This is a genomic window from Methylotuvimicrobium sp., assembly GCF_050611805.1.
In the GTDB taxonomy this organism is placed as follows: Bacteria; Pseudomonadota; Gammaproteobacteria; order Methylococcales; family Methylomonadaceae; genus Methylotuvimicrobium.
In genome coordinates this window covers 21,841-35,625 of the sequence record NZ_JBNGHF010000011.1, presented here as the reverse complement: position 1 = coordinate 35,625, position 13,785 = coordinate 21,841, and the positions used below count along the sequence as shown (strand labels likewise).

The window sequence follows — 13,785 nt, the reverse complement described above, 5'->3', positions numbered from 1 at the left end:
GCGTCCGATCCCACACCTAACGCCAGGTGATCCGCGTAGGGTACGCTGTGCGTACCATGGTAACCCCGCGATGTTCATGTGCCAACCGAACCTCTAGGGCACGGCTTTAGTACGCGCAGCGTGCCCTACAATTTATGTATAACGATGAGCGCTCCGCATGGGAAAGATAAGGGGATGTGAATAATTACGCAAGAGATATGCAATTAGTTTCGCGTATAACGATGTTTCACGCCTGCGGGAAAATAGTCGGGATCGGCAAAGACATGTAAAGTTAGTTTGGGCAGCTGTCTTTCCGGTGGTGTGTAATGAGCGAATTCGCTGTTCAGGCGTAATAACTCCCGACGAATCGATTCCGCGATCGTCGGCGCCATGGCTTCGGTCGCCTTGATGTCGGGTAATAATTCTAGGGCAATATGCAAAACCTTATTTCCCTCACTGGTTTCTTGCGTTTCCAAAACGAATTTACCGGTGACCAAACGCATGATGTCGGGTTTTTCCAAACCGACCGATACATTTTCGGGATAAATATTGGCGCCGTAATAGGATACGGTAAAGTCGGCACGACCGAACACAAAAACGAATGGCAATTTTCGCGGCTGAAAATCCTTCGGCAGCCCCAATCCGCTTGAAGAACTCATGCCTTGCGATTCGAGGAATGCCCACATCGTATCGTATGGGATCAATCCTCCCTTGTCGGCGATATGATAGCGTATTAGAGGAACGCTATTTTCACCGGATACGACTAAAGTCCCTTCATGCGTTTCGAAAAACCGGCTGCTTGGATCATACTGTACCAACGTCGGTAAGCGCGATTCGCCGAATAATTGACGCGCGGCAGTAGGATGCTTGGCCAACCAGCGGCGAATCGCTATGCTCACCGGGGTTTCGTTACCCAGTACGCCTCCATCCGCAGTACCGTACAAGGAAGCCGAATCGAAATACGGCGCGGTCGAGCCGGTGCGCTTGCCGATCAATTCACGCCATTCCTCGCTGAATACTTCACCGGCAAATACCAATTTAGGTCGGTAGGTGTGCCAGTTTATGCCTTCGGCACTGCCGGCATCGATTACGTCTTTGACGAATGGCGGATAACCCAACAAAACCGTTTGCTCGAAATGCGGCGCTAGCTCTCGGACTACTCGAAAAATCTCGGCTTTGTTATTGCCCGGCGTCGCCACCATCAACGGATAACCTTTTCGGGCTAGGTGCCAGCAACAGGAGGTCGTAAACAAACCGCCGACCCAATTGCCCAGGGCAAAACAAACGATTGCCAGGGTACGTTTTTCGTGCGCGCGGAAACTGTCGCGAAAAACTTGCTCGAAGCGTAGCGCCACATCCAGTTCGTAAGCGGCGGAGCGAGGCCAGAAAGTCGGCCGGCCGGTAGATCCGGAAGATACCGCCACACGGTCAGATCCCGCCAGGGTTCCTCCCAAGCAGCGATCCGGTAAAGGGTACGACTGCATATAATCGCTTTTGCCCATCAGCGGCAAATCGCTGAATTGTTGATAAGTTGTTATGTCGCCCGGATTGATTTGCCGCGAGTCGAGAAAATGACGATAAGCGGGGACTTCAGCCGCACAGCGTTGAAACAATTTCAGTACGCGCTCTTGTGCGTCGATATCCTTATGATCCGTCAGCAATTCATCTAAAGGGGTATTGAAAAAGCGATTAAATAGGGCGTCGTTAGAGGGCTTTAACGGGTTGGACATGGCGATTTCCTAACATTTTTGTTTAAGAAGATTTATTGTCATGCTTCTCGCTCTTTGCGACGGACAATTAAATAGCTAATAATAGTCGACAAAATAATTGTTTTTTCGAACCAATGAGTACTTGTTAATGCACACCAGCAGAGCTTCTCTTAAACCGTTGCTGGATGGAGAAGATACCAGTCTAACTAGGCTATGTGCACTGTTTACAGGCGCTGATTCGATTAGGGATGTTATTGCATTTCCAAAGAATAAATCGGGCCGCGACACCAGGACAGATACACCTTCCGCAATTAAAGTCGAACAACTTGACGAACTCGGTATTTCATTGCGTCCAAAAAGCTAACGGGAATTTTTAGCTATGTTGAATGTCATAGTTAATGAGTACTCCCTTTTGATTGAATAACCGTCTAAAAATATAAGGCATGGGATGCGTCTATCGAGGACCGCCGTGAACCCATCCATGGGGGCTTGACGGCAGCAATCCCTGCTGCCGACATCCTCGCTAGCCACACCCCATACCTTCATAAAGTTAACTAATTTTTGAGTATAAAGGGAATAGGAAAAAATATTATTGATGAAATCTTCCATGATGTCTTTGCTTGGATATTTAAGTATACCTTTCGCACTTCAAATTTCGGCAATGCCTTAGGAGGCGCTGGTTCACGGCATCCTTTGACGGGCACCCCGGCGCCGAACTTTGATCTACGATGGTTATAACATGGCTTATTCGTGTGTTTCTTTCCTCTTTATAATATGTATTCATAAGTTATTCCTCAGTAATGCGAAAATATCGATCTGTCTCCCGCGCTATCCTTTTAACGAGTCTACTTATATTTGAGATTAGTTGCAGTGGTTTCCTGAAACAACTGCCATTCGATAGACTTGCAAATGATGTCAGAGGCATGTCAAATGGCGACTTGGCCGGCCCCGGCCAGCAGCGGGTACATGCCGCGCGCTTAGAAGTTCCGATTCAAGACGAAAGCTTGGAAGTCGTGCTTTATAAACCTAAGAGTCCTCCTCAGACACCGGCACCCGCTATTGTCTTCTTGCCGGGCCGCATGGCCACGGACGACCAGTATGAAAGCTACGCCCGTGCGCTGGCCTCCCGTGGGTTTGTCGTGGCCGTGCGGAGTTGGTATTCGCTTTTCAGAAGCGACCTCGAACTGGCCCATGATGCGAAAGTCATAGCCGATTGGCTAATCCAGGATCAGGGGGTCGATTCGAGGAAAATCGGCATCGCTGGTCATTCGATGGGTGGTAAGAATGCGATAATGGCCGCTGCAAAGTATGGTGGATTTGCCAGCGTAGTGGCCATCGACCCCGACGATAACGGTAACGTTTCGGTGGTACACGGTCTGCTTGCCAGCTTGAAGGCCCCCTTGCTGCTGATCGGTGCGGAAGTCGGCTGGCAGGCTTCCAGCGTCTGCGCTCCGCTGGCGACTAATTATCTGCGTTTCTTCGAGCAGGCGCCGGCTGGAACCATTGAACTGGAGCTAAAAGATGCTGACCATGTGCAGATGCTGGATCAGCCAGACAGATTCGGCTATGGCATATGCCGTAGCGGCACGGCGGATTCGCGCCAAGTGCGCATCACGGCAAGGCGCGCTACCGTTGGTTTTTTCCTCCAGCACCTCCAGGGCGGACCGGTTTTGCCAAAGGTGACTTCCGTGCACGCCAGGTTTCGCGTAGCAAAGGCTTAACCCGTCACAGAAAAATTAAAGGCCCGTAACAAGGCATAAAGTTCGGTCGGCCTGAGGCGAGACGATTGGAAAATCAGGTACAAAGGTTCCCTTTTCGTTATCCCGAATTTTTCCCAGAACACCGTTTTACCGTGCTGATGCATTAGCTTAGCGGCCAAGCGGTAAAGCCTGCGAGACAGAAACTCAACGATGGCGCCGCAACCCTCAATCCGCCCCAGTGCCTCCAGCGGCCCAACCCCCAGGCAGACTGAATCGACACCTTCTTCCCGAAGTGCCTGCAGAGCTGTAACTATCATAAGTTCGTTGGTGTGCAATGGGGCATTGGGAGCAGAAAACCCGATATTGATTAGATATTGACTCTCCAAACCTCCAACCCATAGCATGGAGAGAAAACCGACTACCTTGCCGGCCTGTTCGCCAAGGAACCAGCGGCGGCCCACCTTATCATCGAAAAGCCTGGGTCGGCCCAAATACATTTGCGGCCCACGCCGGTCATCCAGCCAAGCGTCGCAAGCTGCCTGTGTTTGGGCTTCCATCTGGGCGTCTATCTCCCCCTGATGCTCGCGTACCGTTACCCCCGTCCGCCTCGTATGATTGAGGTGCTGGCGCAGATGGCGACCCTGCGGGCCTGCTTCAGGATCGTTCTGCGGATCGGTCATAAGCAGACTGGCAAATTCCATCGATGCATATCCCCGATCACGGGCATAGACTTGCAAATCCGCTGTTACCGCGACAAACAGAATAGACCAACCCTTACCAGCGCAATAGCTGGCAAAGGCGCCGGTCAAGCGAGGTTTATCTTCGGTCGCGCAAATTGGATCACCAAACACAACGGCACACCTTCGCACAAGCAGAAAGCTGATCAACCCGTCAATACCCGGAGTACGGAAAGTGCTGCGTAAGGGATCTAGGGCAGCGTGCGACACTGGGCCGCCGTACTGCCGGACTAAGTCTACGGTGGTTAAAAGCGGCTTAGTCATAGGTTGATATTAAATCTTGATAGCGACATGGAAGGAAATGAGGTGGCATAAACTTAGTTCGTCATTGCAATCCCTCTCAATTAGATGTGTCTGTGACAAACTTGACTATACACATTGGCACGTTGAAATATTCAGTGAATCATATAGTAGTAATAGTCTACTTTATTTTTGGCTATGTTCGCGTTAATAGTTGATACTTTTGAACTTAAAGCCAACATGAAACCCCAGGATACAACTCTAAATAACTTTCCTTTTTTCAATATCGCGCCAATAGTTGAAAGGAGGGTTCGGTTGCTCGATTGACAGGTGTCGGCGGCGGGGTAGATTTTTGCTTCTCGGCAATTGCTCCTGCATCGCCTAAAGCGCCTACTGTTGGTGCCCTAATACACGCCATCCATGGCGTAATGCAAAATCTGCATTTACCCAGCACCTAAATTCCATAGCCCATTGGCTAGGATTAATTGTCTTGGATAATTCATCCAGCACCTAAATAAGCCATGATTTTGAATCATTGCCAAAAACCTATGGAATTTAGGTGCTGGATTTAGGCGCTGGGTTCACGGCGTCCTGTCAAGCGAGTAATCGTACCCTCTTCCACGCTCAGTGTATCAAAAAGCAATCATTGACTATTTCCTAAATGGTTTATTTAGTAGGAAAGAGAACTGTTTAAACTACTAACGCGAACATAGCCTTATTTTTCATTGAAAGTACCCGGCTCTATGCCAGCATCCATGCTGGAAAAGCCTCTGTCGAGTCCCGCCGGCGCCTCCTTAGGCATTGTCGAAATTTAAAGTACGAAAGGTCCTTCCTGTTGATTATTTAACCTTATCATCATGTAAATAAAGGGTGACCCGAGGACTTTAATATTTAAAAAGCGGACACCGTTACCTAGCGATAGGTTTATTTAGCGGATTGCTGTTGATTTTGCCTTAGACTATTGACTTCTAAAAGGTGTAAGAGTACATCCTTGAAATACTAACGGCAAAGCTAATCGCCATGGAGAGGCAAAATTATTCCAGAATTAATAAGCTAAAGCTTTGCGATAGTGAGTACTGAAACACTACAATTATTTAAATTCATGGGGAAGCGGCAATGACAAATGATTCCGGCAAAAAACAAAACTATGAAGCAGGGCAATGGTACAAGTCGATCGGTTTGGCTTTGTCCGGCGGTGGTTACCGTGCGGCGGCTTTTCATTTGGGAGCCTTGGATTATCTCGAGCATATCGGCTTACAAGATAAGATTTGTAAAATTTCAACTGTGTCGGGCGGGACGTTTACAGGAGTCAAATATGCATTGTCTCAGGTCGAAGGACAAACCTTTCCTGAATTTTTTAGTGAGTATTACTATTTTTTAAACAATACCGATTTGCTGCGGCTCGGTTTGGAAAAATTGGCCGAAAACCGGTTCGGCGGGAAAGTAGAGCGCAAGGATATGATCACAGCGATGGCTCAGGTCTATGCCGAAACGTTTTTGCAAAAAGCCGACGGAGCTCCTTATTTATTTGGAGATATTCTAAACAGCAATATCGCATTAGGCGATACTGTTTTCAATGCGACCGAATTCCGTCACGGCCTGGCCTTCCGTTTTCAGCGTCGAACCAATCCGAAAGCCTTTATCGGCAATTACAAAATCAGAATCAACAAAAATGATGCAGCGAAAATTCGCATGGCCGATATCGTCGCGGCATCCTCCTGTTTTCCAGGCGGCTTCGAGCCGATGGCCTTTCCGGACGATTTCGTCTGGCCGGAAGGGCACGTTCCCGAGACATTGCGACAACAGTTTGTAAATGGCCCGATTGCATTAATGGATGGCGGCGTTTACGACAATCAGGGACTACAAAGCTTGTTATTAGCCGATGTTCGCAACAGTAGTTTTGACAACGAAGATTTGTCGATGTTTATTATTTCGGATGTCGATCAACAAAGTGCCGATCTTTATCGGTATCCGAAAAGGGACAAGAATCGTAAAGGCCTTACCTTGAATACATTGGCTGGTTTAAGCATCGTCTTTATTGTCTTGTTGACGATTAGTTTGTCGATGTTGTTGATCAATCTTTTTGTGCAAGGTTTTAGTTGGTATAACTTTTTTCTATTTGTGCTGCCCGCAGGCTTGGTTGCGGTTGCAACCTATGCCTTGCTTTGGCTGAGGGGGCGGATTGTGGAAGAATTGGACAAAATTCCAATGATTGGGCGTGCCGCTTGGAAAGATATCAAACATCTCAGCGTCGACGAGATCGAGGATATGATCAGTCTGAGAATCGGATCGCTATTTGCGATGGCCGGCTCGGTCTTTATGAAACGGGTGCGCGGTCTGGTTTACGGGTTGGTATATGGCGATTTTAGAGCGCCGATCAATAAGATTCTCGATGAAATGTACGGTCTTCGCCGCATTTCGAACTTGATCGATCATCTTAAAACCGGTCGGAAATTTAACGAGGAGTTACTTAGAGCCGGTGTGCCTGAGCCTAGTGCCGAACTTCAGCGAATTACCGATATTGCGGCCAATATGAAAACGACCTTATGGTTCGATAAGCCGGATCAGTTGCAATCATTGGTCGCATCAGGACAAGCGACACTGTGTTATAACTTAATGAAGTTTATCGTGCGCAATTTTGGAGAAGATCCCGAGCAATTTCCAGATGATGCGCGAGTGTTTTGGGAACGCTTAAATGAGGATTGGCAGACGTTCAACGAAACGCCATTATCATTGGTGGAGAAGCGGCTCGATGAGGCTTTGTAGTTTTTATCCTAACGATCATGAAGGTATGGCCATCGCCCCAATATTTTCGTCAAGACGCTCTTTTACGGCTAAAGGGGAAAAGCATGACAACACAGCTGGCCATTAACCAGAACGCAGCAGGCAAGGGTATAGGAGCGGTAAAAACAATATTATTCAGCAATGGGTCGTCGCCACCCAATGAATAACCTTCCGGCAGAAAAATACGGAGTTTTGCAGTATTTGAAAAATCAACAGCGCCAGCGGAACTTAACACGGAAATATCAGTGGTCACGTCGGCATCGTTATTCTCGGCGTCCGGTTCCGGGCCGGCGCTTCCGGCCACCACTGCGGATATGAGTAAAGAGTCGCCAATCTCCAACGGAAAAGTCAACCTGAGTACAGCGCTAAGATTATTTAGCTCGTCCGCCAAAATATTTGCGGATGATCCTTGGTAATCCTCTCTCTGACCACCTCCCAACGGGGAAACGGAGCTACCAAAAATTGTTTCAACCGGATTGCTGACATCCTGTAAAACAGAAGAAATGAAGCTCAGGTTGGATTGAAAGATGCTTCCGGCCAAGGGTAAAACTGGATTGAATGTGGTTGCGGCCAAATCACTAAACAGCAACAGCGTCGGCGATCCATTATTGATTACAAAAGAGCCATGCACATCCAACTCAACAGTAATGTCTACGGTGGTAGGCGAAATAGGATTTACCGGCTCAACCAGAAATGTATCTAAAGTAAGGATTCCTGTAGCTCCTGCACCTTCAACATCGTTTAACGTAGGATAAACAAAATCTTGATCCAGTGCATATTCAGCATATCCGTAAATCTCGCCACGCATAGTATCGACTTGAACGCTGGTAACAGTGTTTAACGCGGTAGCTGCCGAAAAGACCGAATTCCGAGTTGGGTTAAAGTCGATAACGACTCCGTCTTCCACACTTACTGTTTCATCACCGCCTTGAGGAGTCACTGGCGAACGGGTAGCGGATCCTGCTGCAAAAACGTTAGTCGAAAATAAAGCGACGCAAAACAACGTCAATAATATGGCCTTAGGTGATTTGATAGAAGGCATTTTGACTCCGCGATGTCAGTAAAATACAGAATGGCAAGGAAATTCAACAGCCTTTTCCTAATTATTTTAAAGGTTAATTTATACTCTAGCCTGTTCTGTTTATCAATACTGTTGACCGTTTACAGATATACCTGGAGATTTAGGTGCAACTATAATGGGATTTTTTGCATTTGAGACTGTTATTTATAACCTGCTATACCGATAGCGCACATCCTTGTGCTATTGCCTTTCTTAGCGAATGTCGACCGAACCGGTGTTCGCGACCGAGTTGCGGCCTATCGCTTGCGTGTTGGTTAGCGTGTTTTTCGAGGCATTGATGACCGTGGACTTTTGGATTCTGGAACCGACCACGTTGATTGAGCCGGTGCTGGCGGCACTGTTGCGGCCAATCGCCTGAGTATTAGTCAACGTGTTTTTGGACGCGTTGATCAATGTGGATTTTTCGATTTTGGAGCCTTCGGCCATGGCTGTGCCGGCGACGATTGACATTAAAACGACTGCTGCTAAAGATACTGTTTTCATGATGGTTTCCCCTTGGTACTTGTTGGTATGGTTCGTTCAAGCGTTTCGTTGAACTTGGGTACAGTATCCCGATTTCCGGAGGAAAAGGCGGTGATCGAATCACGCCGTTTGTGTGATTTATTCACCAGCCGGCGAATGGTGAGGGCATCGTTTGTTGAATCCGCTAATCGTCCGGATGTCACTGCGCTTGCCTTCGGTAACTTGGAGGGGCAACGCTGCCCCAGCGCATGGCGCATGACTGAAGCGCTGTTGCACAATCGCCGACAAACCATCGATACCCCGTCTCATATCGACCGACTCGACCGCCAGGCATTTATTAGTGTCCAGTAACAGCAGCAGACCGACAATGGCAAAAATTCGTTGGTTCATAACGCCCCCATGTAATCGCGTTTTAAACATGTCATCGCGTGTTTAATGAGTAATGACCGGTGTCGGAAACGGCATGAAATCGATGACGACCAACGCTCCGTCGTCGATTTCGCAACAGGTGTAAGGTCGCCCACAAGGCATGGACGTAATCGCCCGTCTTCGACACTCGGCCGCCTCCCTAGCCTCCGCTGCCATTAAGTTAAGGATTTTTCCGTTCGCCCTGAGCCTGTCGAAGGGTGAATGGAAAAATCCTGGGTCGATAAGTTAAGCCGTCCATGGTTCGACAGGCTCACCACGAACGGCTTAACTTAATGGCAGTGATCCCTAGCCTCGGAGGCCAGTGTATCGTTCTCGCCGAACACCAAACATTGCTCCGTTTTCGACCAGGTGGGTTGCCACCGACCCTCTTCGTTGCTGTTTTCGATCAGACTGCCCGGCGACCAGGTCAGCTTGTTGTCTTCGATGAAAACCGACTCGCCCAAAATGCTCCGGTAAACATGCGGCTGACCGTTACGGGTGATGATATCGCCGACCCGTTGCGCAACGACGACAGTGGCTTTCGGCTGCGAATGCTGGATGGTCCAGTCGGTTCGCGGATAAACATGACCCCATCGTAGTAGGCTTTGCGGCGGTTCGGTGGCTTGCTTGACAGGACGCCGTGAATACATCCATGTAGGCTCGACGGCGGAATCTGATTGCCATGGATGGCATGAATGCAGATTTTGCATTACGCCATGGATGGCGTGTATTAGGGCAATGCAGGAGCAATTGCCGAGGAGCAAAAATCTGCCCTGCCGCCGACGCCTGTCAATAGAGCCACCGCCTCCCTTTCAGCATTTGTCGAAGTTATTTCATGCTCGTTCCTAAACTCTATCCAATGGGCTATGGAATTTAGGTGCTGGGTCTTAGAAATGAATACCCGACACCAAACAGCATACTCAAGTCGAATAGTTAAAACCCGGTTAAAAATTAACATCTTTAAATTGAAAGGATTCTGAAAGGTAGTATCGATACAATACCTTCCAAGCCAAACTATCGGTCCTCATTGGGCCGATTAGCGCATTTAGATGCGATAGGTTTAAAACAACCAAAAATAGTTTGTAACGATTCGGGTTTTTACTGGACTGAACCGAACTAGCCTAGCTTATTGATTTAACAAAAAACGAGTCACTGACCCATAAATTCTTTTTCGCAGTATTGGCGACCATTAATAATTCAAGTGACCGGCGCCCCTCAATGCTGTTGACTTAAGCATCAGCGATCCGTTTTGATTTATCCTGCTGCCATTTATTGATGGGTTTACGGGATACACGAGGATGGGACTTCCTGGGCTTCTTCGGATGGTAATACTGAACGCGCGTGATTTCCACCAAAAGCTCCTGAAACACGTTGCGTGCGATCTCCGGATAAGCTGCGGTAAACACCACGACCTCACTCGCCAATGCCCGCACGGCATTTTTAAATTGGGGCGTCGATAAGCGCTCGGGATCCGGGTCGGTGAGCAGGGCAATCAAGGTTCGACTGATCACGCACATGACCAGGACAGCTAACAGTTCTTGTCTTATGCCGTTTTCACTGTGACTGTGGAACGTTTCGATGTCGAGGTGCAATTTTTCATCACGATACTGTTCTTCAATACGCCAGCGACGGAAATACAGTTCGACCAGCGAGTCGGCGGGATACTGACGGTTATCGGTGAGATTGGTTAATAAGACCGACAGCGTGCCGTCCGGGCTTTCCAAACGGACCGCGCGTAGCTTGATGCTTTTGGGGCCCGGTCGTTTCCGGCGAATCCGCGAGGCCGTATCCAACCAGATGACGGCCTCTGAACGCCCGGATTGGACAAAGTTCTCGACCGCTTTAAAGGTCGATTGGGCCGGACAGCGGAACACGAAAGCCGAATCCGGCGAGGTATCTCGTAAGTAGTAAAGCAAGTCATAGCTGGGATAACCGCGGTCAAACAATAAGACCAAAGGACGATCGGGGAGCTGCGGTAGCAGCTCTTTCACATCCTCGCGTTCGTTGCCTTCCGCTAAGGGACTGATCGCGCGAGCGATCGGTAACCGTCGAAAGACATCGAATGCGGTCGAGACCAGACATTGCGGATAGTGGCCTTTGCCGGGATAGGTCAAGCCGCTGTTGGGATCGAAGGCTTGGCGAAGTTCGGGCGAGGCCGGCAAGTGATATTTGGAACCGTCAAAAGCCACCGCCGTCATGCCATGCCACGTATATTCCGGCGACTCCGGCCAAAGCGAATAAGCTAACTGCACACTATCGGCTAATAGATCAGTAAAGACGGACCACGGTAATCGACTACGGGCTTTCGTCACTGCACTCCGATGCACGGCTTCCGCCTCAGGCCAACAACCGCTTCGCCGCGCTTGTTTGAAGAATTCACCGGAGTGGATGTCCATGCCAGCGGATTTATCACTGGTGACCAGTGATAATACCAAGGTAATTAGGTTGGGTAAGGAGAGTTTGCGTGTGCGGGTAAAGTGCTCAGCCGATTGCTTTTGATCATCGGCTAACGTCTGCGGAATTAAACGGCGAAATTGTTCAAGATAAGACGACAGTTGGCATGAATTTTCATAGCGATGTTTGTGCCATGTTTGCGGTGCTGGTCATAAATGAGTCTCTCTGTAGTGATTTCATGTGCTTATTATAATAAAAACAAAGCATTATGTCTTTATTTTTCTTAAGTCAACAGCATTGCCGGCGCCCCTAGCCTTGGAATCTCTAAGAGCGTGGACTCTCTGCTCTTAGCTTCGAACAAAACGAGACGAAAAGCAGTAAAGAGAAGATAAGTATATTCTGTCTTGTCATTGTAAAGCCGATAAATCAATAAGTTATAGTATCAGGATTAAACAGCTCGAAGCGTTACAATCTTTAACTATAGTCAATTGCATACAGCAAGGCGGAAACTATGAAATCATTCGAAAAGCTGTTAATGGAAAACAAAAAATGGGCCTCTGACAAGCAAAAGATAGATCCCAATTTTTTTAAACATCTTGCAAAGGAGCAAAAACCCGAATTCCTTTGGATCGGCTGCTCGGATAGCCGTGTTCCGGCGGAACTCATTGTGAATGCCGAGCCCGGCGAAATGTTCATTCATCGCAACATTGCCAATCAAATGGTGGCAACAGACTTCAACTGCTTAAGCGTCTTGCAATATGCGGTAGCCGTGCTGAAAGTCAAGCACATTATCGTTTGCGGTCATTACAACTGCGGAGGCGTGAAAGCGGCTCTCAATAATCAAAGCACCGATTTGGTATTGACTAATAAATGGTTAATGCATATCAAAAATGTTTACCGACTCCATCAAAAAGAGGTCAATGCGCTAGCAACCGAACAGGAACGTATCGATCGATTGGTTGAATTAAATGTTATCGAACAGGTTAAAACACTGGCTTACACCTCCATCATTCAACAAGCCTGGCATGAAGAGAGCCGCCCTATTATCCATGGCTGGGTCTACGGTCTTTCCGACGGCTTGTTGAAAACATTAATTTCTATGGAGCCCGGACATGAAATCGAACCGATATTCAAATATGATTATACTGAAGCGGTGGCTTAAATCGGGAAGGCTTGGCTACCTACAACCGGTTTGATGCCGCCGGCAAACGTAACATATCTAGCGGCTCGGCCTAAGCTTCAGGCCCGACAATCCGGTCGAGATGTTCGGAAAGCGGACAGCGATTGCCGATATTTTACCGGTACAAAAACGAGGAGAAACCAATTTTGAGCTTCTCCTCGTTTCAGATCAGCCAACCACCCGAATTATGCAAAAGCGAGAATTTCATGAACAATAGATTAAACCAATGCAACATTATCGTCCCCGTCGATTTCTCAGACTATTGCCGGAGAGCATTTCCGGTCGCACAAGAAATCGCACGGCTGTTCGACGGCAAAATTTCACCTTTCCATGCTTACGATTTGTATTCGGATCTGGATGGTTTTCATTATTTGAATGGAGAGATGAGCCTGCATGGCGAGCCATTAACCATCAAAAAGGCATTGAAAGCCGCACTGACAGACTTTACCGGGGACAGCGTCGACCAAGCTTATTTGGCGGATTGCCTCGTCGAAGAGGATAATGATGCCCCTGACGCCATCGTCAAGACATCGGGCCACTTCGACCTAGTGGTCATGAGCAGTCATGGTAGAAAAGGATTCTCTCGCCTTCTTTTAGGATCGGTCGCCGAAAAAGTATTGCGCTTGACTCATCGCCCGGTGATTATCGTCGAGGACGACGCAGACTTATGTCCGATTCAAAAAATCCTAGTCACCACGGACTTTTCTCAAAGCTCGTACGCCGCTCTGCCTTATGCTCAGGAAGTCGCACTCGCTACCGGAGCCGAAGTGCATTTGTTTCACTCGATAGTGAACGAACATCTCGATGCAGAGCAAATCGAAAACATCCGCTCCGAATGTCTGGAGAAATTACAAGATGCCGTCGAACGGTACATGCCGGCAATTGGCGAACAAGTAAACTGTATCGCCATGCACGGCTCCGACTCGGCTCATCATGCAATTCGCAAGCATCTTGCTAAGCAACATTATGACTTACTAATCATGGCGACAGTGGGAAAGACTGGCCTAAGTCACCTGTTAGGCATGGGCAGCACGACTGCGACACTAGTCAGAGCGGTAAAAACCACCATCATGGCGGTTAAGCCCGATACCCAAGCTTGACCGGACGCGAT

11 protein-coding genes are annotated in these 13,785 nt (G+C 48.4%); 4 read left to right on the top strand and 7 right to left on the bottom strand.

Going from position 1 to position 13,785, the window contains the following annotated elements; translation table 11 throughout:
• Positions 1-203: 203 nt before the first annotated feature.
• Positions 204-1,709, bottom strand: coding sequence for a phenylacetate--CoA ligase family protein (locus ACRJJO_RS07430; RefSeq protein ID WP_431065229.1), 1,506 nt, complete (start codon positions 1,707-1,709; stop codon positions 204-206).
• Positions 1,710-2,611: 902 nt separating this feature from the next.
• Between ACRJJO_RS07430 and ACRJJO_RS07425 the strand changes: the two genes are divergently transcribed.
• Entirely contained in the window at positions 2,612-3,409 is a 798-nt protein-coding gene (locus ACRJJO_RS07425; RefSeq protein ID WP_431065228.1) for a dienelactone hydrolase family protein, read from the top strand.
• On the opposite strand, the gene ACRJJO_RS07420 is transcribed toward ACRJJO_RS07425, so the two are convergent.
• Positions 3,406-4,389: a phosphatidylglycerol lysyltransferase domain-containing protein gene (locus ACRJJO_RS07420; RefSeq protein ID WP_431065227.1), complete on the bottom strand. Its 984-nt coding sequence runs from the start codon at positions 4,387-4,389 to the stop codon at positions 3,406-3,408. The two genes, ACRJJO_RS07425 and ACRJJO_RS07420, sit on opposite strands and share 4 nt — an antisense overlap.
• 1,092 nt (positions 4,390-5,481) lie before the next feature.
• On the opposite strand from ACRJJO_RS07420, the gene ACRJJO_RS07415 reads away from it, so the two are divergent.
• Complete coding sequence (locus ACRJJO_RS07415; RefSeq protein ID WP_431065226.1) at positions 5,482-7,131, top strand: patatin-like phospholipase family protein; 1,650 nt, start codon at positions 5,482-5,484, stop codon at positions 7,129-7,131.
• Between the two features lie 49 nt (positions 7,132-7,180).
• Here the strand turns inward: ACRJJO_RS07415 and ACRJJO_RS07410 are convergent, their stop codons facing one another.
• The 5 genes from ACRJJO_RS07410 to ACRJJO_RS07390 form a co-directional block, all read right to left on the bottom strand.
• A complete protein-coding gene (locus ACRJJO_RS07410; protein ID WP_431065225.1) occupies positions 7,181-8,191 on the bottom strand; it encodes a hypothetical protein in 1,011 nt (336 codons plus the stop codon).
• A 231-nt stretch (positions 8,192-8,422) separates the two neighbouring features.
• Complete coding sequence (locus tag ACRJJO_RS07405) at positions 8,423-8,713, bottom strand: hypothetical protein (protein WP_431065224.1); 291 nt, start codon at positions 8,711-8,713, stop codon at positions 8,423-8,425.
• Positions 8,714-8,830: 117 nt separating this feature from the next.
• Complete coding sequence (tnpB, locus tag ACRJJO_RS07400; RefSeq protein WP_431065223.1) at positions 8,831-9,082, bottom strand: IS66 family insertion sequence element accessory protein TnpB; 252 nt, start codon at positions 9,080-9,082, stop codon at positions 8,831-8,833.
• Between the two features lie 308 nt (positions 9,083-9,390).
• Complete coding sequence (locus tag ACRJJO_RS07395; RefSeq protein ID WP_431065222.1) at positions 9,391-9,750, bottom strand: TraU family protein; 360 nt, start codon at positions 9,748-9,750, stop codon at positions 9,391-9,393.
• 579 nt (positions 9,751-10,329) lie between these two features.
• Complete coding sequence (locus tag ACRJJO_RS07390; RefSeq protein WP_431065291.1) at positions 10,330-11,622, bottom strand: IS4 family transposase; 1,293 nt, start codon at positions 11,620-11,622, stop codon at positions 10,330-10,332.
• Positions 11,623-12,005: 383 nt separating this feature from the next.
• Between ACRJJO_RS07390 and ACRJJO_RS07385 the strand changes: the two genes are divergently transcribed.
• Positions 12,006-12,656, top strand: a complete 651-nt coding sequence (locus ACRJJO_RS07385) for a carbonic anhydrase (RefSeq protein ID WP_431065221.1) — start codon at positions 12,006-12,008, stop codon at positions 12,654-12,656.
• 224 nt (positions 12,657-12,880) lie between these two features.
• Entirely contained in the window at positions 12,881-13,774 is an 894-nt protein-coding gene (locus tag ACRJJO_RS07380) for a universal stress protein (RefSeq protein WP_431065220.1), read from the top strand.
• The last annotated feature ends 11 nt before the right edge of the window (positions 13,775-13,785 follow it).

What these genes read in the sequence shown, in the direction of transcription:
- ACRJJO_RS07405 (WP_431065224.1), bottom strand. Translation starts at nt 8,713, where the DNA reads ATGAAAACAGTATCTTTAGCAGCAGTCGTTTTAATGTCAATCGTCGCC.
- tnpB (WP_431065223.1), bottom strand. Translation starts at nt 9,082, where the DNA reads ATGAACCAACGAATTTTTGCCATTGTCGGTCTGCTGCTGTTACTGGAC.
- ACRJJO_RS07385 (WP_431065221.1), top strand. Translation starts at nt 12,006, where the DNA reads ATGAAATCATTCGAAAAGCTGTTAATGGAAAACAAAAAATGGGCCTCT.
- ACRJJO_RS07410 (WP_431065225.1), bottom strand. Translation starts at nt 8,191, where the DNA reads ATGCCTTCTATCAAATCACCTAAGGCCATATTATTGACGTTGTTTTGC.
- ACRJJO_RS07395 (WP_431065222.1), bottom strand. Translation starts at nt 9,750, where the DNA reads ATGTATTCACGGCGTCCTGTCAAGCAAGCCACCGAACCGCCGCAAAGC.
- ACRJJO_RS07380 (WP_431065220.1), top strand. Translation starts at nt 12,881, where the DNA reads ATGAACAATAGATTAAACCAATGCAACATTATCGTCCCCGTCGATTTC.
- ACRJJO_RS07430 (WP_431065229.1), bottom strand. Translation starts at nt 1,709, where the DNA reads ATGTCCAACCCGTTAAAGCCCTCTAACGACGCCCTATTTAATCGCTTT.
- ACRJJO_RS07420 (WP_431065227.1), bottom strand. Translation starts at nt 4,389, where the DNA reads ATGACTAAGCCGCTTTTAACCACCGTAGACTTAGTCCGGCAGTACGGC.
- ACRJJO_RS07425 (WP_431065228.1), top strand. Translation starts at nt 2,612, where the DNA reads ATGTCAAATGGCGACTTGGCCGGCCCCGGCCAGCAGCGGGTACATGCC.
- ACRJJO_RS07415 (WP_431065226.1), top strand. Translation starts at nt 5,482, where the DNA reads ATGACAAATGATTCCGGCAAAAAACAAAACTATGAAGCAGGGCAATGG.